13 protein-coding genes and 1 pseudogene are annotated in these 24,704 nt (G+C 72.3%); 9 read left to right on the top strand and 5 right to left on the bottom strand.

What is annotated here, in order from left to right:
- Positions 1-272: 272 nt before the first annotated feature.
- Complete coding sequence (locus VT52_RS21465) at positions 273-1,169, bottom strand: MBL fold metallo-hydrolase (protein ID WP_071387539.1); 897 nt, start codon at positions 1,167-1,169, stop codon at positions 273-275.
- A gap of 757 nt (positions 1,170-1,926) precedes the next feature.
- Here VT52_RS21465 and VT52_RS21460 point away from each other — a divergent pair.
- Both VT52_RS21460 and VT52_RS21455 read left to right on the top strand, forming a co-directional pair.
- Positions 1,927-3,315 carry an Asp-tRNA(Asn)/Glu-tRNA(Gln) amidotransferase GatCAB subunit A gene (locus VT52_RS21460; RefSeq protein WP_071387538.1) on the top strand — a complete coding sequence of 463 codons (1,389 nt, stop codon included), beginning with the start codon at positions 1,927-1,929 and terminating at the stop codon, positions 3,313-3,315.
- A 347-nt stretch (positions 3,316-3,662) separates the two neighbouring features.
- A complete protein-coding gene (locus VT52_RS21455) occupies positions 3,663-4,238 on the top strand; it encodes a TetR/AcrR family transcriptional regulator (RefSeq protein WP_071387537.1) in 576 nt (191 codons plus the stop codon).
- A 334-nt stretch (positions 4,239-4,572) separates the two neighbouring features.
- Here VT52_RS21455 and VT52_RS39745 read toward each other — a convergent pair.
- Both VT52_RS39745 and VT52_RS21450 read right to left on the bottom strand, forming a co-directional pair.
- A pseudogene (locus tag VT52_RS39745) lies at positions 4,573-4,734 on the bottom strand (transposase); the annotation flags it as partial.
- 76 nt (positions 4,735-4,810) lie between these two features.
- Complete coding sequence (locus VT52_RS21450) at positions 4,811-5,359, bottom strand: TetR/AcrR family transcriptional regulator (protein ID WP_167377721.1); 549 nt, start codon at positions 5,357-5,359, stop codon at positions 4,811-4,813.
- Positions 5,360-5,409: 50 nt separating this feature from the next.
- Here VT52_RS21450 and VT52_RS21445 point away from each other — a divergent pair, with 50 nt between their 5' ends.
- From VT52_RS21445 to VT52_RS21420, 6 genes are all read left to right on the top strand, one after another.
- The gene (locus VT52_RS21445; RefSeq protein ID WP_079175177.1) at positions 5,410-5,703 is read left to right on the top strand and encodes a DUF1398 family protein; all 294 of its coding nucleotides are present in this window, start codon (positions 5,410-5,412) and stop codon (positions 5,701-5,703) included.
- A gap of 134 nt (positions 5,704-5,837) precedes the next feature.
- The gene (locus VT52_RS21440; RefSeq protein ID WP_071387535.1) at positions 5,838-7,226 is read left to right on the top strand and encodes an alpha/beta hydrolase family protein; all 1,389 of its coding nucleotides are present in this window, start codon (positions 5,838-5,840) and stop codon (positions 7,224-7,226) included.
- Positions 7,227-7,937: 711 nt separating this feature from the next.
- Positions 7,938-8,321, top strand: a complete 384-nt coding sequence (locus tag VT52_RS21435; protein ID WP_071387534.1) for a transposase — start codon at positions 7,938-7,940, stop codon at positions 8,319-8,321.
- A gap of 17 nt (positions 8,322-8,338) precedes the next feature.
- Positions 8,339-8,620, top strand: a complete 282-nt coding sequence (locus VT52_RS21430) for a hypothetical protein (protein WP_071387533.1) — start codon at positions 8,339-8,341, stop codon at positions 8,618-8,620.
- Between the two features lie 884 nt (positions 8,621-9,504).
- Positions 9,505-11,067, top strand: a complete 1,563-nt coding sequence (locus VT52_RS21425; RefSeq protein ID WP_071387532.1) for a hypothetical protein — start codon at positions 9,505-9,507, stop codon at positions 11,065-11,067.
- 555 nt (positions 11,068-11,622) lie between these two features.
- The gene (locus tag VT52_RS21420) at positions 11,623-11,943 is read left to right on the top strand and encodes a transposase (protein WP_071387531.1); all 321 of its coding nucleotides are present in this window, start codon (positions 11,623-11,625) and stop codon (positions 11,941-11,943) included.
- A gap of 426 nt (positions 11,944-12,369) precedes the next feature.
- On the opposite strand, the gene VT52_RS21415 is transcribed toward VT52_RS21420, so the two are convergent.
- Together VT52_RS21415 and VT52_RS21410 are read right to left on the bottom strand one after the other, a co-directional pair.
- Positions 12,370-13,557 (bottom strand): cytochrome P450, encoded by a 1,188-nt coding sequence (locus VT52_RS21415; RefSeq protein ID WP_071387530.1) that lies wholly within the window; start codon positions 13,555-13,557, stop codon positions 12,370-12,372.
- 122 nt (positions 13,558-13,679) lie between these two features.
- On the bottom strand, positions 13,680-14,939 hold the full coding sequence (locus VT52_RS21410) for a nucleotide disphospho-sugar-binding domain-containing protein (RefSeq protein ID WP_071387529.1): 1,260 nt from the start codon (positions 14,937-14,939) through the stop codon (positions 13,680-13,682).
- 234 nt (positions 14,940-15,173) lie between these two features.
- On the opposite strand from VT52_RS21410, the gene VT52_RS21405 reads away from it, so the two are divergent.
- Positions 15,174-24,704: type I polyketide synthase (locus VT52_RS21405; RefSeq protein ID WP_071387528.1), on the top strand; the 9,531-nt coding region annotated here is incomplete at its 3' end.

Raw genomic sequence — 24,704 nt, 5'->3', positions numbered from 1 at the left:
GCAACCCTCCGAGTCACCGTGAGTCACATTCCAACCGGCCGTACGTGGGGAAACTTTGACGGCCGCCCACATCCCGACACGTCAGCTCGCCGTCAGGTGTCGAGCATCGGCGGCAGAGCCGTCTTCTCCTTGTCGGTGGGGGTCGGCTTCCAGCCGACGGCGCCGGAGCGCCATGCGCTGGCGGCGGACCGCCGGCGTACCGTTCCAGCGATGCCGGGAGTCGTGGTCGTGGTTCGCCGTCTGCCACGTCCTCCAGGAACTCGAAGAGCCGGTCAGGCCGCGCGGACGGGCAGCAGCCGGTAGGCGTTCCCGTGGGCGACGACCCGGCCGGCGGTGGGCGGAGCGAAGTGCGTGCCGAGCAGCAGGGTGTCGGTGCCGGCGAGGGAAGCGAGCAGCGTGCGGCGGGTGGCCTCGGACCGGTGGGGGTCGATGTCGACGCAGGCGCCGATGGCGGGGTGGGCGAGCTGGACCGGGTGATGGATGCAGTCGCCGGTGATCAGCGCCCTCTCACCCCGGCTGGTCAGTTCGACGGCGACATGGCCCGGGGTGTGGCCGGGAGTCGGGAGCAGGCGCAGGCCCGGGACGATCTCCACGCCGCCGGCCGGGACGTCGATCAGGTCGAGCAGGCCGGCCCGCTCGACCGGGATCACCGAGTCGCGGAACATCTGGCGGCGTGCCTCCTCCATGTCGTACCCAGCCCAGAACTCCCGTTCGGCGCGGGCGGTGACGTAGCGGGCGGCGGGGAAGGTGGGGACCCACGCGCCTTGTATCTGCCGGGTGTTCCAACCGACGTGATCGGCGTGCAGGTGGGTGAGGACCACCAGGTCGACGGCCTCCGGCGGGAAGCCGGCGGCGGTGAGACGCTCCAGGTAGCCGGTGCGCAGGCCGTGCCAGGCCGGGTTGGCCCGCTCCTTGTCGTTGCCGATGCCGGTGTCGACGAGCACGCGTAGCCCGTCCACGACGAACGCGAAGCTGTGGCTGTCGATGCGGAGGATGCCGTCGTGGCCGGCGAAGTGGGGGCGCAGCCAGTCCTGGCCTGCCGTCAGTTCGGGGGTGGCGCCGGGCAGCAGCCACGCTCCGGTCGCCGGCGGCAGCAAGACCTCGTCGATGCGGTGGACGGTCACGTCGCCCACGGTCCAGGAGGGGGTGGTGGCGGAGGAGGACTGCATGATCTGTCGATTCCTTTGTCTTGAGCGGAGGCGGTCGGTCACGGGGTGGGAGACGGCTGCCCCGCGCGGTGACACGGCGAGGGCCGTAAGGGGCGGCTACGGCGAGGAGGGAAGCGATGACGTCATGGGCGTGGGAGGTGGTCCCGAGCGTGTAGCGCGGGATGGTGACGCCCACGGTGATGGCGGGCAGGTCCATGGAGAGGTGGCCGAGGATGCCGTAGGCGGCTGGGGTCGCGGCATCCCGGGCCGGTCAGCCCTGATCAACACCATCGTCCCGGTCACCGGCAGGGCCGCAGGCGTCCTCCTCTCCACCTTCCTCGTCCACACGGCCCCGGCCCCCGCAGTCTTCGCGCTACCGGCCGTACTGTTCGCCGCCCGGACGATCGCTACACGGCCGGGGCTCCCGCCAGGACCGGGCACCGGCCCAGGCGGTCGGCGAGCGCGAGCGCGGAAAGGCCACGGTCGGCCTGATGCGGGGGGCACGGGGGCGCGGGTACGACCGGCTTGAACGGGGCGGTGCGCGGGTGCGCCGAACGTGACGCCGGGCATGGGACTCCCATCTCTTAAAAGCTAATGATTTGCTTTAAGCGACGGTAGAGCCTACCGTCACTTAAAGCAAATCATTAGCTTTTGGCGCGGGGGGCTCCGCCACTCCGGTTCCGAACAGATGAGGGATCCGTGTCTTCCACCGAACTCAAGCTGGACTTCGGGGACACCCCGCCCGCCGGCGCCTACCGGGCGGAGGAGGAGAAGCTCGATGCGGCCGTATGAACTGACCCTCGCCGCCGCCGCGACCGAGATCCAGGAACGGCGGCTGTCCCCCGTCGAACTGGTCGACTCCGTCCTCGAACGCATCGACCAGGTGGATCCCCGGGTCGATGCCTACGTCACGGTCGCCGCGGAGCAGGCCCGCCGCGCGGCGCGCGAGGCCGCGCAGGAGATCGCCCGGGGCAGACGCCTGGGGCCGCTGCACGGCATCCCGGCCGGTCTCAAGGACCTGATCGACGTCGCCGGGACTCCCACCAGCGCCAGCGCCCAGGTCCGCAACGGCCACCGCGCGGCCGCCGACAGCACGGTCGCCGCCCGGCTGCGGGCCGCCGGCGCGGTCCTGGTCGGCAAGACCCACACCCATGAGTTCGCCTACGGTCTGATCGCCCCGCAGACCAGCAACGCCTGGGACGGCGGCCGAGTAGCCGGAGGTTCCAGCGGCGGGTCCGCCGTCGCGGTCGCCGCCGGGGCGGCGACCTTCGCCCTCGGCACCGACACCGGCGGGTCGATCCGGGTGCCCGCCGCGCTGAACGGCGTGGTCGGCCTCAAGCCGACGTACGGGCTGGTGTCCCGCCACGGCATCACCTCGCTGTCCTGGTCGCTCGACCACGTCGGCCCGATCACCCGCACCGTCGAGGACGCGGCCCTGGTGCTGGCGGCTGTCGCCGGACACGATCCGCACGCCCCCTCCTCACTGGACGCCCCCGCCGTCGGCCACCGGCCAGAAGCGGAGCCGGACCTGACAGATGTGCGCGTCGGGGTGCCGAGCAACCACTACTTCGACCACGTGGGCCCGGAGGTGGCCACCGCCGTCCACCACGCCATCGCCCAGCTGGAGGCGCTCGGCGCCCGGCTCGTCGAGATCGGCATCCCGATGACCCGCTACTTCCAGGCCACCCAGTGGGGCCTGATGGTGCCGGAGGCCACCGCCTACCACGAGCGCACCCTGCGCACCGTGCCCGAGCTGTACCAGGCGGACGTGCGAATCCTCCTGGAGGCCGGCGAACTGATGAGCGCGGGCGACCACCTGCGGGCCCAGCGCGCCCGCACGCTGACACGCGGCGCATGGGCCCGCCTCCTGGAGGAGGTCGACGTGATCGCCGCACCGACGGTCCTGACCGCGGTCCCGGCCGCCCAGGAGACCGTCACCTGGCCCGACGGTACGACCGAGAACGTCTCCGACGCCTACGTCCGCCTGTCCTCCCCGGCCAACATCACCGGGGTGCCCGCCCTGTCCCTCCCGGTCGGCCACGACACGGCGGGCATGCCCATAGGCATGCAGCTGCTCGGCCGGCCCTTCGGCGAGCGGACACTGCTGCGGGTGGGCCACGCCTTCGAACGGACGCATCCCGCCCGAGCACTCGCGCCGGCCGCCTGAGCGTGACGTGGGGGCCTGGCCCGGCCTGAACCGTCCGGCCCGGCTCACCGGCCGCCGAATCGGATTCGGAGTTCTCCGGCCTCATCACAGCCCGGACGGGCCGGGTGACGTCGCCGTCCGGGAAGTCGACGATCAGGATGTGCCGCGATCCGGGGCTCGGGACTCAGCGGCACACGCCCCGTGGAGTACGTGGAGGGTCGGCGGGGCGGAGTCAGGCGGCGCGAAGGTACCTGGCGCTCAGCCCGCCCGCACGGGGGCGAGGAGGTCGTCGGCACCCACAGGCAGGTGATCACCAGCCTGCGCGGAGCAACCCCCTAAACGCAAAGTCTGCGCTTTAAACTGGTCTCATGAGTCGCAAGCAATTGGTGCGCCCCGGCGGGCGCAGCGCCCGTGTCCAGGCCTCGGTGCACTCTGCCGTGCGTGAACTCCTGGCGGAGGTGGGGCGCGACGCGCTGACCGTCCCGGTGATCGCCCAGCGCGCCGACGTCACCCCGTCGACGATCTACCGTCGCTGGGGTGATCTGGCCGAACTGTTGTCGGACGTCGCGGTGGAGCGACTGCGCCCCGACAGTGAGCCGGAGGACCATGGCGACCTGCGATCCGACCTCACGGACTGGGCCGAACAGTTCCTCGACGAGATGGCGTCCGGCTCGGGCCGCGCCTACATCCGGGACGCTCTGCTCGGCGACCCGGACGGCAGCAACGCCGGCCGGTGCTCGGCCTACGCGGCCGAACAGATCGACATCATCTTCGCCCGCGCGACCGGCCGCGGGGAGAACACTCCCGACCTCGAAGGGGCCATGGACCGCGTCGTCGCTCCCATGATGTACCGCATCCTCTTCCGCCCGGCCGGCCTCGACGCCGCCTACGCCCGCCGACTTGTGACCGACCTCCTCGACGCCCCCGGCACGGGCGGCCGGTAACCGGGTGGCGGTGGTCCCGGAAGGAGATGTGCGACCAGGCGACTCCCCGTCCTTGAGGCCGTCGCCGAGGCAACGGGCCGCTCCCGTCCCTTTCGGACCACGTGGTTCGAGCCCTTCGCCGACCGCCGGCTGGACGGGCGACAGAGCTCTGGCATGCCCGTGCGGTCATGTCAGCGGCTTGATCTTCTGGCCGCCGGAGCGTCGGCGGCGGTCCGGGCCGGGCACCGGCCGCGTGCCGTTGGGCCCGCACGACGGTGGAGTCCACCGAGTTGTGCGGGGCGATCTCGCCCACGGCGTCGACCGCGGCCCGGACCTGCCGCGGCAGACGCTCCCGGGTGCCGTCCGCCGAGCGGAGGCAGTGGCTTTCATGAACGGTCGTCCAGGGTCCGTACTTCTCGGGAAGGTACCGCCGCCGCACGTCGGTCCGCACCCGGTGCGGTATCCCGTCGATCACCTGCCGGTGATCCCGCCACCGGCCACAACGGCCGCCGCTCACCGGCAGGGCGAGGGCGACGAGAGTCAGGGAAGACCGCCCGAGGCGCCGCGGTGGTGGAGCGGGGCCGCGCGCGGCCTCACGGGCGGACCGTGAGGCCGTCCAACGTGAGGTCGAGCAGGCGCTCCGCCTGCTCTCGGTGTTCGGCACCCGCCGAGGTGAGGGCGATGCCTTCCAGCGCGGCGCCGATGTCGGCGGGCCGGATATCGGCGCGGATCACCCCGGCGGCCGTGCACGCGTCCATGAGCGAGGTGATGGCGGCCTGGATCATTTCCCGGCTGTGACCATAAGGGTTGCTTCCCGTCGCGGCGATGGCGCGCAGGGCGTCGATCATGCCGTACTTGGCGGTGACGTAGTCCAGGAACAGACGTGTCCACGCGCGCAGGGCCTCGTCGGGCGACTTCCGCGCGAGCAGAGCGGGGACGGCGTCGCACAGGTGGGCCACCTCGTTGCGGTAGACCGCCTCGACCAGGGCTTCCCGGGTGGGGAAGTTGCGGTACAGGGTAGCGCTGCCCACGCCCGCCTCCTTGGCTATGCGCTCCATCTGCGCGTCCAGCCCCTCCGTCGTGAACACGCGCGCGGCAGCCGTGAGGATCTTCTCCCTGTTGCGTCGCGCGTCGGCGCGCAACGGACGGTGCGCTTCGTCGCCTGCGCCAGGCCGGTGTGACCCGTTGCCGCATGGCCGTACCGGCCAACGCCTTCCTGTATCTGACCGAGCACGGTGACGTCGTGGTCCAGGGCGAGCCCCTGGTCACCGGTTTCGCGCTCGCGCCGCAGTTCGACGAGGCGGCGCTGATCGCAGCGCTGCGCGCGGACCAGGCCGGCGAGACGACGTTCCCGGAGTTCGTCCGCGGCTGCTGGGACGCGGGGATCGTCTGGTACGACGTCGACACCGCCGCCCGCACCTGCACCTACTACGGCGCCGGCGGCGACTCCTACACCGAGAACTACCCGACCGTCACGCTCCCCTGAGCCGCCGGGATGCCTCAGGGTCGGTCGCCCGCGACCCCGCGCTGGGCCGACCGTGGGGCGGTGGGCATCCGCGGAGGGACCCTCCGGGTGCGGCGCGGCGGGCACCGGCGCGCGTGGTCCTACGGTCGGCTGGTGTGACGCATGAAACGAACGGCCCGGCAGCCTGGCCCGCACGGCGAACCCTGCTGACCGCCGGCGCCGGAGCCGTCCTCGCCACGGGGTGCAGCCGTTCGGCGGCCGCCCCGGACCTCCGGGCGAGCCCGTCGCCCTCCGGCACCACGCGGGGCGCGGATCTGACGCCGGGCGCTATGGCGCTCTTCGAGGACCCGTCGTACAACTTCAACGGGCTGTTCGCGCTCGGCGCGTCCGGCGCGGGCGCGGCCGAGGTCGGGGAGGTGCTCACCGCCGTCAACGCGATCAACAAGGCGGGCCCGTCCGCACAGTCGTACGTCACGACGTTCAGCCGGCTGGGCGACCGGCTCATGGCGGCACCCGAGGGCGGCAGACCGGACGGCCGGACCACGCGCTTCCGGGCCCTGCGGGCGGCGCAGTACTACGGCCAGGCGCTCTTCTTCGTCCTCGGCTCCGACACCCCCGGCGACGAGGAGCGGCTGTACAGGGCGGGGCGGGCCGCCTGGGACAGGTTCTGCTCGCTGTGCGACCCGAAGCCGGTGACGGACCGCGTCCCGTACGGGAAGACCCCCCTGCCGGTGTGGTTCTTCCGGCCCGGCGGGTCCGGGTCGCGGCGGCCCACGGTCATCCTCACCAACGGCAGCGACGGGCAGAACGTCGACATGTGGACGTACGGGGTGCCCGCGGCGCTGGACCGGGGCTGGAACGCGCTCGTCTACGACGGTCCCGGGCAGGGGCAGCTGCTGTTCGTGGACCGGGTGACGTTCACGCCCACCTGGGAGAAGGTCGTCGCTCCGCTGATCGACTGGCTGTCCCGGCGGCCGGACGTGGACACCGGGAAGATCGCGCTCACCGGGCTGAGCATGGCGGGCGATCTGGTGCCCCGGGCGGCCGCGTTCGAGCCACGGCTCGCCGCCGCCGTCGCGATGCCCGGCTGCGTGGAGCCGTGGCGGGGCTTTCCCCCGGAGATCCGGGAGATCCTGCGGCCGGGCAAGGCGGAGACCAACGACATCTGGAACAAGGAGGTCGTCCCGAGCCTGCCCGAAGCGGACGCCGCGACGATGAAGAAGCGCTTCGAGCCGTTCTCCGTCCCGGCGATGCTCGCCGCCCGGCAGGGGAAGACGTTCACGGACTTCTACACACCGGCCCGCGCCATCCAGGCGCTCACCGTCACGGACGTGGTGAGCAGGATCAGGACGCCGATGCTGGTCCTCGACTACGAGGGTGAGCAGTTCTATCCCGGCCAGGCCCGCGAGCTGTACGACAAGCTGGCCTCCCCCAAGGACTACGTGAAACTCACCGCCGCCGAGGGCGCCCAGCTGCACTGCTCGCCGATGGCTCCCCAGCTCCACTGCGAGGTGGTCTTCGACTGGCTCCAGGAGACCCTCTGAGGCGGCGCGCCGCATGCTTCCTCCGCGCCCCCAGGGGCCGTCGGGCGCGGCGAGCACCGCCATGGCCACAACCCGGCCGTCGTGGCAGGGGCCTCCCGCAGGCGGCCGTCGGGACAGGAACGCCTCGATGCCCCGCCGGTCGAGCAGCGGCACGGCGGGCTCTTCGGTGAAGCGGCGCGCGCCGAGTGCCGGGTGGGTCGGTCAACCATGCGCGGACAGAGCGCAACTGCTCGGCGGCGGCCAGGTCGTGGCCGCTTCCGCAAGCGTCGTCGCCGTCGAAGGCCACGGTCGGCGGACGTAGCCGGGCCGGCCCGGGACCGGTCGGCATGACGCGGTTTTCCCCCTGGACATGGTGTGGTGGCTATTGTTCCCGGAAACATCACCCTGGGGGACGAAGTGGTAAATCAGGCAGGCAGCTTAGGGGCGCCGCGGTCGGGGCACGCTCCACTGGAAGATGTCACGCACGACGCCGTCGTGATCGTTCCCGGCATCATGGGCAGCGCCCTGTCCGACGCCACGACCGGCACACTCCTGTGGGGGCTCAATCCCGGATTGCTGTGGCCGGCATGGAAGAACGGGATGCCCGAGCTGCGACTGGACGACGCCGAGCGGTCAGGAGAGTACGGGCGGGTCCCTCTCTGTCAGCCTTGGGTGAGACGTCTCGCTTCGTCGGGTTAGCCTGAGAGGGCACGACAGGAGAACCACCCCCTCATGACCAGCACCACCCCCGTCGGGTCCGACCCCGCTCCCCGGCCGAAGCGCCGCACCTTCAGCCCGGAGTACAAGCTGCGGATCGTCGCCGAATACGACGCCGCCCCGAAGAACGAGAAGGGCGCGGTCCTGCGCCGCGAGCGTCTGTACCACTCGCACGTCAAGGAATGGCGGGCCGCGCGGGATGCCGGGGCTCTGGAGAAGCTGGTCGACCAGAGGACCAGTCCGGCCCGGCCGAAGAAGCCTGCCGCCGAGACGGAGAACGAGAAGCTGCGCCGCCAGGTAGAACGGCTGGAGAAGGAACTGGCCCGGAACAAGGCCGCGTTGGAAGTCATGGGAAAAGCTTCCGCGCTCTTGGAAATGATCTCCGAGGGCGCGGACTGAACGCTGCCGCCGAACCGGTGGCCGACGACGCGTTCACCGGCGTCCAGGGCGAACTGGGCATCACGGCCGCGTGCCGACTGACCGGCCGCTCCCGGGCCACCCACTACCGCCGGCTGCGGCCCCCGCCCGAGCGGAAACCCAGAAAACAGCAGGTCCAGCCCTCATCCCTCACACCCGAGGAGCGGGCGGTGGTCCTGGAGCTGATGAACTCGGGCGAGTACGCCGAGCTGCCGCCCGCGCAGATCCGGGCCCGCGAGCTGGATGCCGGGCGCTACCACTGTTCCGTGGGACCTGGGTGAACGCGGTCAGCACCGCCCGTTCCAGCGCGACCGCGGGGCCGGAGTCGCGGACCGTGGCCGCCGTCCCGTCGAGGGCGCGCTCACGGTGGCCGGCCGCCACCGCCCCGCCGGCCGTGGTGATCAACAGATCCGGCTCACCGAGCCGCCGGCTCACCGTGACCCCCGGGAAGTCCCGACGGGACCCCAGCTTGTCGGTCCTGGGCCGGCCGGGCAGGTTCTTCACGTCCCGGGCATCGACGAGCCAGCACTCCAGGCCCCGGCCCTCCAAGAGGGAGAAGAACACCTTCCGACACGAGCCGGTTGCCTCCATCACCACCCGTGTGACGCCCTGGCACAGCAGCCGGTCACCCAGTTCGAGGACCGCGTTCGTGGTCGCGGCGACATTCCAGATCTCCTGGACACCGCGGACTTCCCGGCTCTGGTGGGGCAATCGCATGCACACCACCCCGACGCCTTCGCCACATCGATCGCGGCGATCCGCTCCATCAGTCCCTCAGCAGCACCGGTCTCTTCCGGTTCCACATCCATCTCTTCGCGGCGAGCCCGGCAGACGGCCGCCGCCCGGAAGCGGGAGGAGAAACAGCAGTACACCGGCCCGTGGAAGCCGGCGCACCCGCAGTGTCACGCGACCGCCCGTCCTCGAACAACAGAGGATAGACCGGGCGGCCAGCCGGACCCGTCAGCCCACGAGCACCGCCGAAGAATCGAGGTCAGCCGCAGAGTTCACTCGTCTTGCGGCGAGCGACACCGGAATCAGGCCATCTCTGCGTGTCGACGGTTTTCACAGGTACAGCGGTGACATGAGAACGCGGCGCATTCCGTTGTGCCTGAAACGGTTTGATAGTAGCTTGCGGGCCCTCTGATTCCTGGAAGGCGGTCACGCGATGCGTGGAGGACGCTTTTTCCTGTTATTCGTGTTATTCGTGGCGGCCGCAGTGTGGCTTGCCGCACTGCCGGCCACCGCGGCGGCAGAACATCCCCGCTTACCCGCCCTGCCCATACCCGGCGATCCTCGTGCGGCACACCTCGAGCCGTTCACCGGTCACGCGGTCGTGGCAGACCCGGTCGATGCCCCGGCCGTCCCCCGTCATCCCTTCATGGCGCCCAACGGCACGAGCAACCTGCACGACGACGCCTATCAGACGGACACCTACGCCCAAGAAGGCCCCGCGGGACACGGTCTGACCGTACGGACCCGGCTGCAGGGCGGGCTGTGCGGCTCGGTCACGTTCGATTCCAGGGGCCGGCTGGTCACCGTCTGCCTGGCCCCGGGGCGCGCGCCGCGACTGATGCTGCTGGACCCGGGCGACCTGCACACGATCGCCAGCATGAAACTCCCGGGAACCGTCGGTACAAGCACCACGGACGTGACGGGCGGCGGATACTTCTATCTGGACGACAAGGATCGCGTGGTCGTCCCGACCAAGACCGGTGACGTCCAGATCGTGGCGGTGAAGGGCAACAGCTTCGTGACCCAGCGCAGTTATGACCTGAAACCGGTCATCGGCACCGCTGGGATCGTCTCTGCCCTGCCTGACTGGTCGGGGCTGCTGTGGTTTGTGACCGGGAGCGGTGTCGTCGGCACCCTCGACCTGGCCACTGGCGTCGTGCGGTCTCAGACACTGCGCGGCGAGCAGATCGCCAACAGCATCGCGGTCGACGAGTCGGGCGGGGTGTTCGTCGTCAGTGACCATGCGCTCTACCGGTTCGACGCGGGTGCGGAGGGAGCACCCCAGGTGACCTGGCGGGCGGTGTACGACAGGGGCACCCGGCGAAAGCCTGGTCAGTTCGACCGGGGCAGCGGTACCACCCCGACTCTCATCGGCCCGGCGTCCGGGCCCGGCGGCGGATACGTGGCGATCACGGACAACGCCGATCCGAGGATGCACGTGCTGGTGATGGCCCGTGGAAAGGCCGGTCCGGCCAAAGTGTGCTCCGAGCCTGTCTTCCCGGCGTGGAGAGGAGCCGACGAGAACGGTCTGATTGCGGTGGACGGCGATCTGATAGCCGAGAACAACTACGGGTACACGGCCGACGGCAAAACGCTGCTCAAGGGGCTTCTCGGGAAGCGGACGTCCGACACGGTCCCCGGTGTGGTCCGGGTCCACGTCGACTACGCGCGCCGGAGCTGCACCATCGCCTGGTCCAACACCACTGAGCGCATCCCAAGCGTGGTCAGCAAAGTGGCACTGGGCAATGGGCTGCTCTACACCTACACCCATCCGTCCGCCGCGGAACTGGCCTTCAAGCCCAAAGAGCACTCTGCCGGAACTCCGGACGCCTGGTACCTCACGGCATTGGACGTCCGGACGGGCAAGCGGGCGTGGAGTCGGCTGGCAGGCGCCGGACCACTGTTCAACAACCATTACGCCCCGGTGTCGATCGGGGCCGACGGTTCGGCGTATGTGGGTTGTGTCGGCGGACTGCTCCGCATCACCGACTCCTGAACCGCGGTGGTCGAGCGCCGTCGCCGGATGGCACGGACCGCTCTTCCCGTCACCTGGTCCGATGCTGAAGCGAGTGGGGAGGACGGCGAGCACGAGCGCGGGCCGCCCAGGTGTCCGGTGACCACGAGTTGGGCCTGGGCGGCCTCGGGCAGGTGAGGCGCGCTCCCACGCCGCCCGGCACGGCACCTGGCCGCGCTGCCGCATCACCCACGTACATATCCAGCACGAGGGCGACGTGGCAGCGCGCCGCTGAACCGCAGGACGGCTCCGAGGAGGAGCGGGAGTTCCTGGTGCGTTCACGCAGCGCCGGCGTGTTTACCGAGCCCGCGTCCGCGCTGCGTGGACCGCAGCCGCCGTGACACTCGCGCTGATCGCCGGCGTCGACACCCGCCTCGTCCACCAGCAACGTGTCAGCGCCCAGCGCGAGGCGGAGTCACACTCGTGTCCGCCGGCCGACTTCTCTGCCGAGGCGGCGAAGCCGGACCCCGGGCAGGCTACAGTTACGCGCGACCGCGACGCGCTTCGACCGACCGGTTGCCCGCTATCGGGGAGGGCTTGGCGTTCTTCGGCGGGCCGATCGACGCCCGCTGGGCTGAGGCGGGGTTCCCCCAGGTGCGGGTGGTGACGCTGACGGAGACCGGCACGCACACCTCGATCGACGCCCGGATCGGCAGCTTCAACGGCGGCGAGCGGGAACTGGCAGTGCAGATGGCCAGTCCGGCAGCCGGGATGCTGGTCATCATGGACCGGGGCTTTCCCGGAGTGGAGCTGTGGAAGGCATACACGGGTGCCGCAGCGCACCTGCTGCTGCGAGCCCGGTCGACGGTCGCGTCCAGGCCGACGAAGATGCCGCGGGACGGCAGCTGTCTGGGGTGAATGAGCCTGGCCGGTCAGCGGGCCTCACATCCCGGCGGAGTGACGGTGCGGGCGATCAAGTACCGCGTCGACGGCGGCGAGATGATCCGACTGCTGACCGATCTGATGGACATCGAGGCTTACCCCGCGGCTGAGCCGGCAGCCTTGTGTCACGAGCGGTGGGAGGTCGAGTCGGCGTACCGCCAGGTCAAGACGTTCCAGCGCGGCCCGGCACAGGTGCTTCGCTCGACGACGCCGGCCCCGGCCCGCCAGGAGGTCTGGGCGCACCTGGTGGTGCACAACTGTCTGAACCGGATCATCGTCAGAGTGGCTGGCGGTGAGCAAATCGATCCGGACCGGGTCTCCTTCGTGACCAACTCAAACAACGGCATCGCGTGCCCGCCGGCCGGGCGGATCCGCGGGCGGGGCCTCCGTCGTCGGGCCGGGTCAGCAGGTCCAGGACCACGTCACCGGGAGCGCGTGGACGCCGAAGATGACCATGTCGGTGCGCAACGGCACCTCCTCCACCGGGACCGCCAGCGACAGGTCGGGGAAGCGGCGGAACAGTGCCGGGAAGGCGACCTTCATCTCGACCCGGGCCAGTTGCTGCCCGAGGCACTGGTGCATGCCGTATCCGAAGGCGAGTTGGCCACCCGCCTGCCGGTCCAGGTCCAGCACGTCCGGGTCGGGGTACTTCTCCGGGTCCCGGTTGCCTCCGGGCAGCGAGACCATGACGGATTCCCCGGCCTTGACGCGCACGCCCTCGACCTCCACGTCCTCCAGGGCCGCCCTGATGGTGCCCGGGATGATCGGCAGGTAGCGCAGAAGCTCCTCCACGGCGTTCTCGACCCTGTCGGGGTCGATGATCGCCGGGATCTGGTCAGGGTGGCGCAGCAGCGCCAGGGTTCCCAGCCCCAACATGTTCGCCGTCGTGTCGAGGCCGGCCGCGAGCAGCATGAAGCCCATGTTGGCCGCCTCCTGATCGGTCAGCTCCCCGCTGCTCACCAGGCCGCCGAGCACGTCGTCGCCCGGTTCCTCGTGCTTGCGCCGCACCAGCCTCCCCACGTGCTCGGTGAGCCGGGCGACGGTCTGCCGCTTCTCCTGCGGGGTGATGTTCTGGCGGAGCATCTGCTCCGTCTCGTGCAGGAAGTCCTCGCGGTACTCCGGAGGCACGCCGAGCAGTTCGCTGATCATGACCGTGGGGATCGGCGTCGCGTAGGCCCGCACCAGGTCCACGGGCGGCCCGGCCTTCGCCATCCTGTCCAGGTGGTCCTCGGCGACCCGCGCGACGCGCGAGGTCAGCCGGCGCATCCGCCGCACGGTGAACTGGCCGGTGAGCAGACGCCGGTACCGGGTGTGTCCGGGCGGGTCCATCGCGGTGAACATCCCGGGCATCGCCGGCGTGGTGTCCCGGACGCTGCTCAGGGGCGAACTGCGCAGTTCCTTCCTGGCGCTGAACCGCCGGTCGCTGAGGACCATGCGCACGGACGCGTGCCTGGTGACGATCCATCCCAGAGCGCCGTCGGGGTACCGGACCCGTGCGATCGGCCGCCCCTCGCGCATCCGCAGCACTTCCTCGGGAGGATCGAACAGACCGGTGTTGGGCATCGGGAAGGTAAGGGGTTCGTCGGGCATCACTGCAGTCCTCCACCTGGCGTCCGCGCGAGCGGCGGTCGGTTGCTCATGTCGGTGCCGGCCCCCGGGAGCCGGCACCGTGTGGTCACGGTCGTCCTGCCGGTCCGTACCGGGCGACGCCCTCACACCAGCTTCTCCAGCGTCGCGACGACTTCCGCCGGGGAAGGCTGTTCCCGCACCTCCTCGCGCAGCCGGCGGGCGGACTCCCGCACCGACACGTCGTTCATCGCGGCAGCCACCGTCCTGCGGATGTCACCGTCGCGGAACCCGTCCACGTCGACGGTCAGCCCGGCGCCGGTGCCGCGCAGCATCGCCGCGTTGAACGGCTGGTCGGTGGCCTGCGGCACGGCCACCTGGGGGACGCCGTGGGCCGCGGCGGTCAGCATGGTGCCCGCGCCGGCCTGGTGCACGATGGCGTGGCACGTCGGCAGCAGCCAGTCCAGAGGCAGGTTCTCCACGAGCCGCACCCGCTCGTCGAGTTCGCCCAGCTTCTCGCGTTCCTCCCGGTTGAGCGTCGCGACGACCTCGACGTCCAGCTCCAGCAGCTCCTCCAGGATCGTCGGCACCACGTACTTCTCACGGCTGGTGAGCGCCGCGGTCGTGGTGCCCCAGGTGACGCAGACCCTGGGCCGCCCGGCGGGCTCGGTCAACCAGCCGGGGACGGTGCCCGAGCCGTTGTAGGGCACGTAGCGGACCGGGAGGCGGTGGGGGATGTCGTCGATCTGCATACGGGTGGGCGTCGGGTCGACGGTCAGGCGCGCGTGGTCGTCACGCACCCTGGCCCCGTACTTCTCGAAGAGGGCCACCAGCTCCGTCGGCCAGGCGTCCGCCGCGGTGCGGTCCGTCGGCCCGCCGTGCCCGGCCAGCCGGCGGGTGGAGTTCGGTCCCCACAGGTGGCGTACCAGGGGCACCTGCAGCACCTCCGCCACGAGGGACGACACGTAGGGCAGGGGGTCGCTGACGACGAGGTCGGGACCCCACTCACGGGCGAACGGCACCAGGTCCGCCGCCATCGCCTCGGCCGCCATGGTGTGCGGCCGGTAGGTCACCTGCTCGCGCAGCCGCTCCTCCTCGGGCGTGAGCTCCCGTAGGGCCGCCCTGTCCCACTTCGGGCTGCGCCCGCCGGTGGCGACGCGGGACATGCGCCGCCGAACCGCCGCCAGGTCGACCGCCGGGTTCTGGAAGATCTCCCGCATGTTCTGGAGCAGGTCGTGCTCGGCGCCCACGCACACGGCGGGCAGCCCGGACCGGGCGATCTGTTCGACGATGGACGGCTGGCCCGCCACGCGGACGTCGTGACCGGCGGCTCTGAAGGCCCAGGCGAGTGTCACCAGCGGGTAGAAGTGCGGCCTCATGGCCGCCGGAACGAACAGCACGCGCATGGGCACTTCTCCTGTCGGAAGCTCACTCCGCCGGGTGGATCCGCTCTCCGGCCTGCTCGCCGGCATGCAACCGGACCTCGCTAAAGCTCCGCTAACTCAGCGCCTCTTTAGGGCGAGCAAAGGGCACCGCAAGTCGCACCGCTGATCCTGGCCGTTCATGTGACCGGGCGCGGCGCCTGCGGCGGCCGCGGATGCCTCGGGTAGGCAGCACGCACGAGGGGACAGTAGGCGACGATGCGAGGCCAGTTCGAGACCCCTGCGACACACCACCCTGACCACCACGGCTTTGAGATCCCGGATCAGCAGGACCGGTTCGCCGTCATCGGGCTGTCCTGCCGACTGCCCCGGGCAGCCGATCCGCAGGGCTTCTGGGAGCTGCTCCGGCAGGGACGGAGCGCCATCACCGACGCCCCCCGGGACCGTTGGGGCGACGCCGTGCCGGCCAGGCCGGAGACCCGTCGCGGCGGCTTCCTCGACGAGGTCGACCGGTTCGACTGCGGCTTCTTCGGCATCTCACCGCGCGAGGCCACGGTGATGGACCCGCAGCAGCGGCTCATGCTGGAGCTCAGCTGGGAGGCGCTGGAGGACGCCGCCATCGTGCCGGACACGCTGCGCGCCACCGCCACCGGCGTCTTCGTCGGAGCGATCTGGGACGAGTACGCCGGCGTGCTGCTCCGCGGGGGGCACGAGGCGATCACGCCGCACACGCTGACGGGCACCCAGCGCAGCATCATCGCCAACCGCATCTCCTACACCTACGGGTTGCAGGGGCCCAGCCTCACGGTCGACGCCGCCCAGGCGTCGTCCCTGGTGGCCGTGCACATGGCGGTCGAGAGCCTGCGCACCGGCGAGTCCGACCTGGCGCTGGCCGGCGGGGTCAACCTCATCCTCACCCCGGAGAGCAGCGAGGGCGCCGCCCGGTTCGGTGGGCTCTCGCCCGACGGCCGCTGCTTCACCTTCGACGCACGGGCCAACGGCTACGTGCGCGGGGAGGGCGGTGTGCTGGTCGTGCTGAAGCGGCTGGCCGACGCCCTGGCCGACGGCGACCCGGTCCACTGCGTGGTGCACGGCAGCGCGGTCAACAACGACGGGACCACGGACGGGCTGACCGTCCCCAGCCCCGACAGGCAGGCCCAGGTGATCCGCCGCGCCTGCGCACGCGCCCGGGTCCGGCCGGCCGATGTCCAGTACGTGGAGCTGCACGGCACCGGAACGCGTGTCGGCGACCCCGTGGAGGCCGCGGCCCTCGGTGCCGTGTTCGGGGACGCCGCCGCTTCCCGGCCGCCGCTGCGGGTGGGATCGGCGAAGACCAACGTGGGGCACCTGGAAGGCGCCGCGGGCATCGTCGGCCTGCTGAAGACCGCGCTCAGCATCAAGCACCGGCTGATCCCGGCCAGCCTCAACTTCGAACGCCCGGCCCCCGGCATCGACCTGGACGCCCTGCGGCTGTCGGTGCAGCGTGACCTCACGCCCTGGCCGGACCCGGACGCCCCCCTGCTCGCCGGCGTCTCCTCGTTCGGCATGGGCGGCACCAACTGCCATGTCGTGCTCGGTGAGGCGCCCGACCGGTCGCAGGCGGAGGACGCCACCGGTGAGCCGGCCAGGAGGGGCACCACGGCCTGGACGGTCTCGGCACCCAGCGCGGCCGCGCTGCGCGAGCAGGCCCGGCGGCTGCGCGAACGTCTCGACGCCGGGCCCGGCCCGGACCTGGCGGACATCGGCCACTCGCTGGCCACGACCCGTACCCACTTCCGCCACCGGGCCGTCGTCCTCGGCGGGGACGCGGACGGGTTCCGCGCCGCTCTGGAGGACCTGGCCGCGGGCCGCGAAGGCGGTGCGCGACTGTTCCGCGGCACGGCCGGCAAGCAGGGCGGCACCGCCTTCCTCTTCACCGGGCAGGGCAGCCAGTACGCCGGCCTGGGCCACCGCCTGCACCGGCGGGAGCCCGTGTTCGCCAGGGCGCTGGACGAGGTCTGCGCCCACCTGGACCCGCTGCTGCCGCGGCCGCTGCGCGAAGTGCTGTTCGCACAGTCCGGTAGCGCCGAGGCCGGGCTGCTGGACCGGACGCTCTTCACCCAGACCGGCCTGTTCGCCGTGGAGACGGCGCTGTGGCGGCTCCTCGAACACTATGGCGTCCGGCCCGACCACCTGGCCGGCCACTCCATCGGTGAGCTCACGGCCGCCCACGCCGCCGGTGTCCTCGAACTGGCGGACGCCTGCACGCTGGTGGCGGCACGCGGCCGCCTCATGCAGTCCCTGGACGCGTGCGGCGCGATGACCGCGGTCGAGGCGACCGAGGACGAGGTGCGGCGGACGCTGGCCGGGCACGAGGACCGGGCGGACATCGCCGCCGTCAACGGCCCTGCCTCCGTGGTGGTCTCCGGGGACGAGGCCGTGGTCGAGGAGGTCGCCGCCCACTGGGCCGCGCAGGGGCGCAGGGTGCGGCGGCTGAAGGTCAGCCACGCCTTCCACTCCCCCCTCATGGAGCCCATGCTCGCCGAGTTCGGCGAGGTGGCCGCGGGGCTCGCCTTCCACGCCCCGCGCATCCCCGTCATCTCCAATCTCACCGGCCGGCCCGCGCTGGCCCGGGAGCTGGCCGACGCCGGCTACTGGGTGGAGCACGTCCGACGCCCGGTGCGGTTCGCCGACGGGGTGGCCGCCCTGCACGGACTGGGTGTCGACACGTTCGTCGAGGTGGGGCCCGGCGGGGTGCTGACCTCCATGGCGGAGACGGTGCTCGCCGAGGTCGACGCCGACGGCACCTCCCGCACCGCGCTGATCCCGGTGCTGCGCCCCGACCAGCCCGAGGAGCAGTCGGTGCTGGCGGCGCTGGCCGAGGCCCACGTCCACGGCGCGGCGGTGGACTGGGGCACGGTGACCGCCGACGGCAGGCGTACGCCCCTGCCCACCTACGCCTTCCAGCGCACCCGGCACTGGCCCGAGCCGGTCCCCGGCGCCGCCACGCCGGTGGAGGCGGCGTTCTGGAAGGCCGTCGACGACGCCGACGTGGAGGCGCTGACCACCACGCTGGAACTCCCCGAGGAGCAGCGGTCCGCACTGCGGGCGGTGGCCCCCGCGCTGTCGGCGTGGCACCGCACGCTGTCGGCGGCGGAGGAAGCCACCGGCGCCACGGCCGAAGAGGTCCCCCCTGCGGAGGGGGTCCCGGGAGCGGAACCCGGGGAGGTCGACGGGACGTCGTGGGGTGCCCGGCTCGCCGGACTCGACGCACCGGAGCAGGACCGCCTGCTGCTGGAACTGGTGCGCACACAGATCGCCATCGTCCTCGGCCACGTCACGGCCGAGGCGGTCGGCACCGACCACGCCTTCAAGGAGCTCGGCTTCGACTCGCCGCTCGCCGTCGAACTGTGCAAGCGGCTGAGCGCCGCCACGGAGCGACGGGTCACCACGAGCGCCTTCTACGGCCACCCGACCCCGACCGCGCTCGCCCGCTACCTCCGTTCCCTCCTGGCGGGGACCGCCGCCGGGCGCACCGGGGCCGGCGACGGCCACGACCGGCCGCGCCCGGCGTCCGAGGACGAGCCCATCGCGGTGATCGGCATGAGCTGCCGTTTCCCCGGCGGTGTCGGGTCCCCCGAGGACCTGTGGCAGCTGGTCGCCTCCGGCACCGACGCGATCTCGGGGTTCCCCACCGATCGCGGCTGGGACCTGCACGGCCTCTACGACCCCGACCCCGACCGTCCCGGCACGGCCTACACCCGGGCGGGCGGTTTCCTGCGGGACGCCGCCGGCTTCGACCCGGCCTTCTTCGGCATCAACCCCCGTGAGGCCCAGGCCATGGACCCGCAGCAGCGACTGCTGCTGGAGATCGCCTGGGAGGCCGCCGAGCGGTCCGGGATCGACGCCTCGTCGCTGCGTGCGTCGCGCACCGGTGTGTTCGTCGGCGCGAGCGCGCAGGAGTACGGCCCGCGTCTGTACGAGTCGCGGGGGCGGCTCGACGGATACCTGCTGACGGGGCAGACGGTCAGTGTCGCCTCGGGCCGGCTGTCCTACGCCCTCGGTCTGGAAGGTCCGGCGGTCACCGTCGACACGGCGTGTTCGTCCTCGCTGGTCGCCCTCCACCTGGCGTGTCAGGCACTGCGGATGGGCGAGTGCACCCTGGCTCTGGCAGGCGGGGCGACGGTGATGGCCGGCCCCGGCATGTTCGTGGAGTTCAGCCGGCAGCGCGGCCTTGCACCCGACGGCCGGTGCAAGGCGTTCGCGGCGGGAGCCGACGGCACGGCATGGGCCGAGGGCGTCGGCATGATCGCGCTGGAACGGCTCTCGGACGCCCGGCGCAACGGCCACCGCGTACTGGCGGTCGTCCGTGGTTCGGCGATCAACCAGGACGGGGCGAGCAACGGTCTCACCGCGCCCAACGGTTCGGCCCAGGAACGCCTCATCCGGCAGGCGCTGGCGACCGCCCGGCTCGAACCGGGCGACGTGGACGCGGTCGAGGCGCACGGCACCGGCACCACGCTGGGCGACCCGATCGAGGCGCAGGCCCTGCTGGCCACCTACGGTCAGGACCGGCCGGCGGAGCGACCGCTGTGGCTCGGGTCGCTCAAGTCCAACATCGGCCACGCGCAGGCGGCGGCCGGGGTGGGTGGCGTCATCAAGATGGTGATGGCGATGCGGCACGGAACGCTGCCGCGGACCCTGCACGTCGACGAGCCCTCACCGCACGTCGACTGGTCGGCCGGCCGGGTGGCACTGCTCACCGAGCCGGTGCAGTGGCCGCCGACGGGGCGGCCCCGGCGGGCAGCCGTGTCCTCGTTCGGGATCAGCGGCACCAACGCCCACCTCATCCTGGAGCAGGCGCCGTCGCAGCCGCGGCACGACGAGGGCGCCGGCGTCGGTGGCGGTGGCGGTGACGCGGACACCGGCCGGGTCCCGGACGACGACGGGTCCCCGAGCGCTGGTGGCGCGACGGCGCCGTGCGTGCCCTGGGTGGTCTCGGCGCGGTCGGAGAGCGCACTGCGCGAACAGGCGGGCCGCCTCGCGGCGTTCGCCGGACGGGGCGGCTCCCCCGACGGCGGGGTGGACGACGGCGTGCCGCCGACGCCCGCGGCCGTCGGCCGGGCACTGGTGACCACGCGTGCCGCTCTGGAGCACCGTGCCGTGGTCACCGGCCGGGACCTGGCCGGGCTGAGCGGTTCCCTCGCGGCCCTGGCCCGCGGTGAGGAGGTCCCGGGAGCCGTGCTGGGCACGGCCGGTGACGAGCTGGGGCGGACCGTCTTCGTCTTCCCCGGTCAGGGCTCGCAGTGGCAGGGCATGGCACGGGACCTGCTGGACAGTTCGCCGGTCTTCCGCGCCCGGGTGCGCGAATGCGCGGACGCTCTCGCTCCGCACACCGACTGGTCGCTCATGGACGTCCTGTACGAGGCCGAGGGCGCGGCCTCCCTGGACCGCGTGGACGTCGTCCAGCCGGCGCTGTTCGCCGTCATGGTCGCCCTGGCGGCACTGTGGGAGTCCGTGGGCGTCGTACCGGACGCGGTGATCGGGCACTCGCAGGGCGAGATCGCGGCGGCGTGCGTGGCCGGCGCCCTGACCGTCGCGGACGCCGCCCGGATCATCGCGCTGCGCAGCCGCGCGCTGCTCACGCTCTCCGGCCGAGGCGGCATGGTCTCCGTACCGTTGTCCGCCGCGGCGGTGGCGGACCTGCTGCCGCGCTGGGAAGGCGAGATCGAGGTCGCCGCGGTCAACGGCCCCTCCTCCACCGTCGTCTCCGGCGGGCCGGACGCGCTGGACGCCTTCCTCGCGGAGTGCTCGCACCTCGGTGTGGCGGCGCGGCGCATCCCCGTCGGCTACGCCTCTCACTCGGCGCAACTCGACGCCGTGCACGACCATCTGCTGGAAGTCCTCGCGGACACCAGTCCGTCACCGGCGACGACCGCCTTCTACTCGACCGTCACCGGTGGCCTGCTCGACACCGCCGAGATGGACGCCGAGTACTGGTTCCGCAACGGCCGGCACACCGTCCGGTTCGAGGAGACCGTGCGCGCCCTGATCCGCTCCGGGCACCGCACGTTCGTCGAGGTCAGCCCGCACCCGGTCCTCACGGTCGGCATCACGGACGTGCTGGAGGACGAACGCGAGCAGGGCGCGGGCGCCGTGGTCGGGACGCTGAGGCGCGGCAAGGGGGGCGTGGAGCGGTTCCTGCTGTCGGCCGCCGAGGGCTATGTCCGCGGCCTGCCCGTGGACTGGATCCCGGCCCTTCCCGGCACCACTGACGGGGCTCCGTTCCTCGACCTGCCGACCTATGCCTTCCAGCACCAGCGGTACTGGATCGCGCCTTCCCGGTCCACCGCGGCCGACGTGTCCGCCGCCGGGCTCGAGGCGAGCGGTCACCCTCTGCTCGGCGCGTCGCTGCCGGTCGCGGACAGCGACGAGTCGGTCTTCACCGGGCGGTTGTCGCTGGCGGCGCATCCGTGGGTGGCGGACCACGTCGTGTCCGGGACCGCCCTGCTGCCGGGTGCCGCCTTCGCGGACCTCGCCATGGAGGTGGCCGTCCAGTGCGGCTGCCAGCGGGTGGACGAACTCGTCGTCGAGGCGCCCCTCGTCCTGGACGAGGAGCGGGCGGTGCGCCTCCAGGTGGTGGTGGGCGCCGCCGACGCCGCCGGCGCCCGGCAGCTGACCGTGCACTCCCGGCCGGAGGACGAGGCACCGGACCGGCCATGGGTGCGGCACGCCACCGGCACCCTGACGACGGCACCGTCCGGTACCGTCCGGCCGGCGGCGGAGGGCGCCTGGCCGCCCGACGGCGCCACGCCCGTCGACGTCGACGGTCTCTACACGGCGCTTCGCACGCAGGGGTACGAGTACGGACCGGCGTTCCGGGGGGTGCGCGCCGCCTGGCGGCTCGGCGAAGAGGTGTACGCGGACGTGGTCCTTCCGGAGGGCGTCGACACCGACGGCTTCGGCACCCACCCGGCCCTCCTCGACGCCGCCCTGCACCCCCTGGCCGCCGTCGGGCTGCTGGGAGGGGACGGGGCCGGCGGTGTACGCCTGCCGTTCGCGTGGGCGGGTGTGGAGTCCCACGCGACCGGAGCCTCGGCGGTGCGCGTACGCGTCCGCCCGGCCGGGAACGACGCCGTGGAACTGCTGCTGGAGGACCGGCTCGGCCGGCCTGTCGTCAGCGTCGACTCCCTCACGACCAGGACGATCTCCCGTGACCTGCTCGCCGCCGCCTCCCGGGACGGCGGAGCCCTGTACACCCTCGGCTGGACTCCGCTGCCCACGGCGGAAAGCGGCGCGGAGAGCACCACCTGGGCGGTTCTCGACGTGGCGGGCAGCGGCTCCGGTGGCCTGTCCGAACTCCTCGCCGGCCACGACGGGATTCCCGACGTGGTGATCGCGGCCCTGCCCTCCCCGGCCGGCGACTCCGGCCAGAGCACGGGTACGGACCACGGTGCGGTGCTCGGCACGCTGGCACTCCTCCAGGAGTGGCTGGCCGACGAACGTCTCGCGGGATCACAGCTGGTCGTGGTGACCCGGGGGGCGGTGGCGGTACGGCCCGGTGAGACGTTGGCCGCCGCGGACCAGGCCGCCGTGTGGGGCCTGGTCCGGGCGGCGCAGGCGGAGCAGCCGGACCGCTTTCTCCTGGTCGACTCCGACGAGCGGGTCCCGGCGCACCGCGTGCCCGGATCGCTCACCGAGTCCGTGACCGCGGCCCGGTCGGCGGGAGAGACCCAGCTCGCCCTCCGCGACGGCACACCCTACGTACCGCGGCTCTCCCGCGACGTGGTCCAGGACGTCGGCACCGGCCGACCGCCGCACCCTGACGGAACCGTCCTGATCACCGGTGCGACCGGCACGCTCGGCGCCCTCGTCGCCCAGCACCTGGTCTCCCGGCACGGCGTACGCCACCTGCTGCTCGTCAGCCGCCGGGGGGCAGAGAGCCCCAACGCCGCGGACCTCGCGGCCCGGCTCACCGCCCGCGGCGCCGAGGTGACCTTCGCCGCCTGTGACGTCGCCGACCAGGCAGCTCTGGCCCGCCTGGTCGCCGAAGTGCCGGCGGAGCACCCCCTCACCGCGATCGTGCACGCGGCCGGTGCCCTGGACGACACCGTCATCACCTCGCTCACCCCGGAGAGGACGGAGTCCGTACTGCGGACGAAGGCCGACGCCGCCTGGCACCTGCACCGGCTCACAGCCGACCTCGACCTGTCGGCCTTCGTACTGTTCTCCTCCGTCGTCGGTGTGGCGGGCGGCGGCGGGCAGGCCAACTACGCGGCCGCGAACACCTCTCTCGACGCGCTCGCCGCACACCGACGGTCCCAGGGCCTGCCGGCGGTCTCCCTGGCGTGGGGGCTGTGGGCCGAGTCCAGCGGCATGACCGGCCATCTCGGCGACCGGGACCTGGCGCGGATGAGCCGCATGGGTATCCGTCCCCTGGCGACCGAACGCGGCCTGGAACTGCTGGACACCGCGCTCACCACCGACGCGCCGCCACTCGTGGTGGCAGCCCGTATCGACGCCGCGGCCCTGCGCTCCCAGGCGGGGACCGGCTCGCTCCCGGCCGTCATGCGTGGTCTGGTCCGCACCCCGACCAGGCGACGCGGCGAGACCGCCGGTGACCGCACCGCGCTCTCCGGTGCGGCCGGTACGGGAACGGACGAGCTGCGCGGGCGTCTGGCCGGGTTGGGACGGGCCGAACAGCACCAGCTGCTACGGGATCTGGTGCAGACGCAGGTGGCCGTCGTGCTCGGCGAACCCGCCGGCCCGACCGGCGATCCCAAACGCTCCTTCAAGATGCTCGGCTTCGACTCCCTCACCTCGGTCGAACTGCGCAACCGGCTCGCCACGGCCACGGGCCTGCGGTTGCCCGCCACCCTCGTGTTCGACCGGCCGACCCCCGAAGCCCTCGCGCGTCACCTGCACAGCGAACTCGTCACGAGCGGCGAGGACGTCTCCGCGCAGACGCTCGCCACTGTGGCCGCCGGGGACGAACCGATCGCGATCGTGTCGATGGCCTGCCGCTATCCCGGTGGAATGGACTCGCCCGAGGCCTTCTGGCAGACCGTCGTCGAGGGGCAGGAGGTGATCTCCGACTTCCCCGAGCAGCGCGGCTGGGGCGTCGCGGACCTCTACGATCCCGATCCTGACCGCCTGGGGAAGAGCTACACCCGCCGCGGCGGATTCCTGCACGACGCGGCCGACTTCGATCCGGAGTTCTTCGGCATCTCGCCGCGCGAGGCACTGGCCATCGACCCGCAGCAGCGCCTGCTGCTGGAGACGAGCTGGGAAGCGCTCGAACGGGCGGGCATCGAGCCGGGAACGCTGCACGGCAGCAACACGGGCGTGTTCACGGGTGTCATGTACAGCGACTACGCCCCCGCTCCGACCGGGTCCCACGCCGGCAGCTTCGAGGGCTATCTGATCACCAGCACGGCCGGCAGCGTGGCCTCGGGGCGGGTCGCCTACACCTTCGGATTCGAGGGTCCCGCGGTGACCGTGGACACGGCGTGTTCTTCGTCGTTGGTGGCGATGCACCTGGCCGCGCAGGCCCTGCGCAACGGCGAGTGCTCCATGGCACTGGCCGGCGGTGTCACCGTCATGGCCTCCCCGACGGTCTTCGTGGAGTTCTCCCGCCAGCGGGGTCTCGCTCAGGACGGCCGGTGCAAGGCGTTCGCCGAAGGCGCCGACGGCACCGGCTTCTCCGAAGGCGTCGGCCTCGTCCTGCTCGAACGACTCTCCGACGCCCAGGCCAACGGCCACCAGGTCCTCGCCGTACTCCGCGGCTCGGCCGTCAACCAGGACGGCGCC

Source organism: Streptomyces malaysiense (genome assembly GCF_000980885.2).
Taxonomy (GTDB): domain Bacteria; phylum Actinomycetota; class Actinomycetes; order Streptomycetales; family Streptomycetaceae; genus Streptomyces; species Streptomyces malaysiense.
The sequence above is the reverse complement of the archived record's forward strand: the minus strand, read 5'-3'. Positions and strand labels throughout refer to the sequence as shown.

Bases quoted from the DNA above. Each gene is read 5' to 3' on its own strand.
- VT52_RS21465 (WP_071387539.1), bottom strand. From the start codon at position 1,169: ATGCAGTCCTCCTCCGCCACCACCCCCTCCTGGACCGTGGGCGACGTG.
- VT52_RS21460 (WP_071387538.1), top strand. From the start codon at position 1,927: ATGCGGCCGTATGAACTGACCCTCGCCGCCGCCGCGACCGAGATCCAG.
- VT52_RS21455 (WP_071387537.1), top strand. From the start codon at position 3,663: ATGAGTCGCAAGCAATTGGTGCGCCCCGGCGGGCGCAGCGCCCGTGTC.
- VT52_RS21445 (WP_079175177.1), top strand. From the start codon at position 5,410: ATGGCCGTACCGGCCAACGCCTTCCTGTATCTGACCGAGCACGGTGAC.
- VT52_RS21435 (WP_071387534.1), top strand. From the start codon at position 7,938: ATGACCAGCACCACCCCCGTCGGGTCCGACCCCGCTCCCCGGCCGAAG.
- VT52_RS21425 (WP_071387532.1), top strand. From the start codon at position 9,505: ATGCGTGGAGGACGCTTTTTCCTGTTATTCGTGTTATTCGTGGCGGCC.
- VT52_RS21415 (WP_071387530.1), bottom strand. From the start codon at position 13,557: ATGCCCGACGAACCCCTTACCTTCCCGATGCCCAACACCGGTCTGTTC.
- VT52_RS21410 (WP_071387529.1), bottom strand. From the start codon at position 14,939: ATGCGCGTGCTGTTCGTTCCGGCGGCCATGAGGCCGCACTTCTACCCG.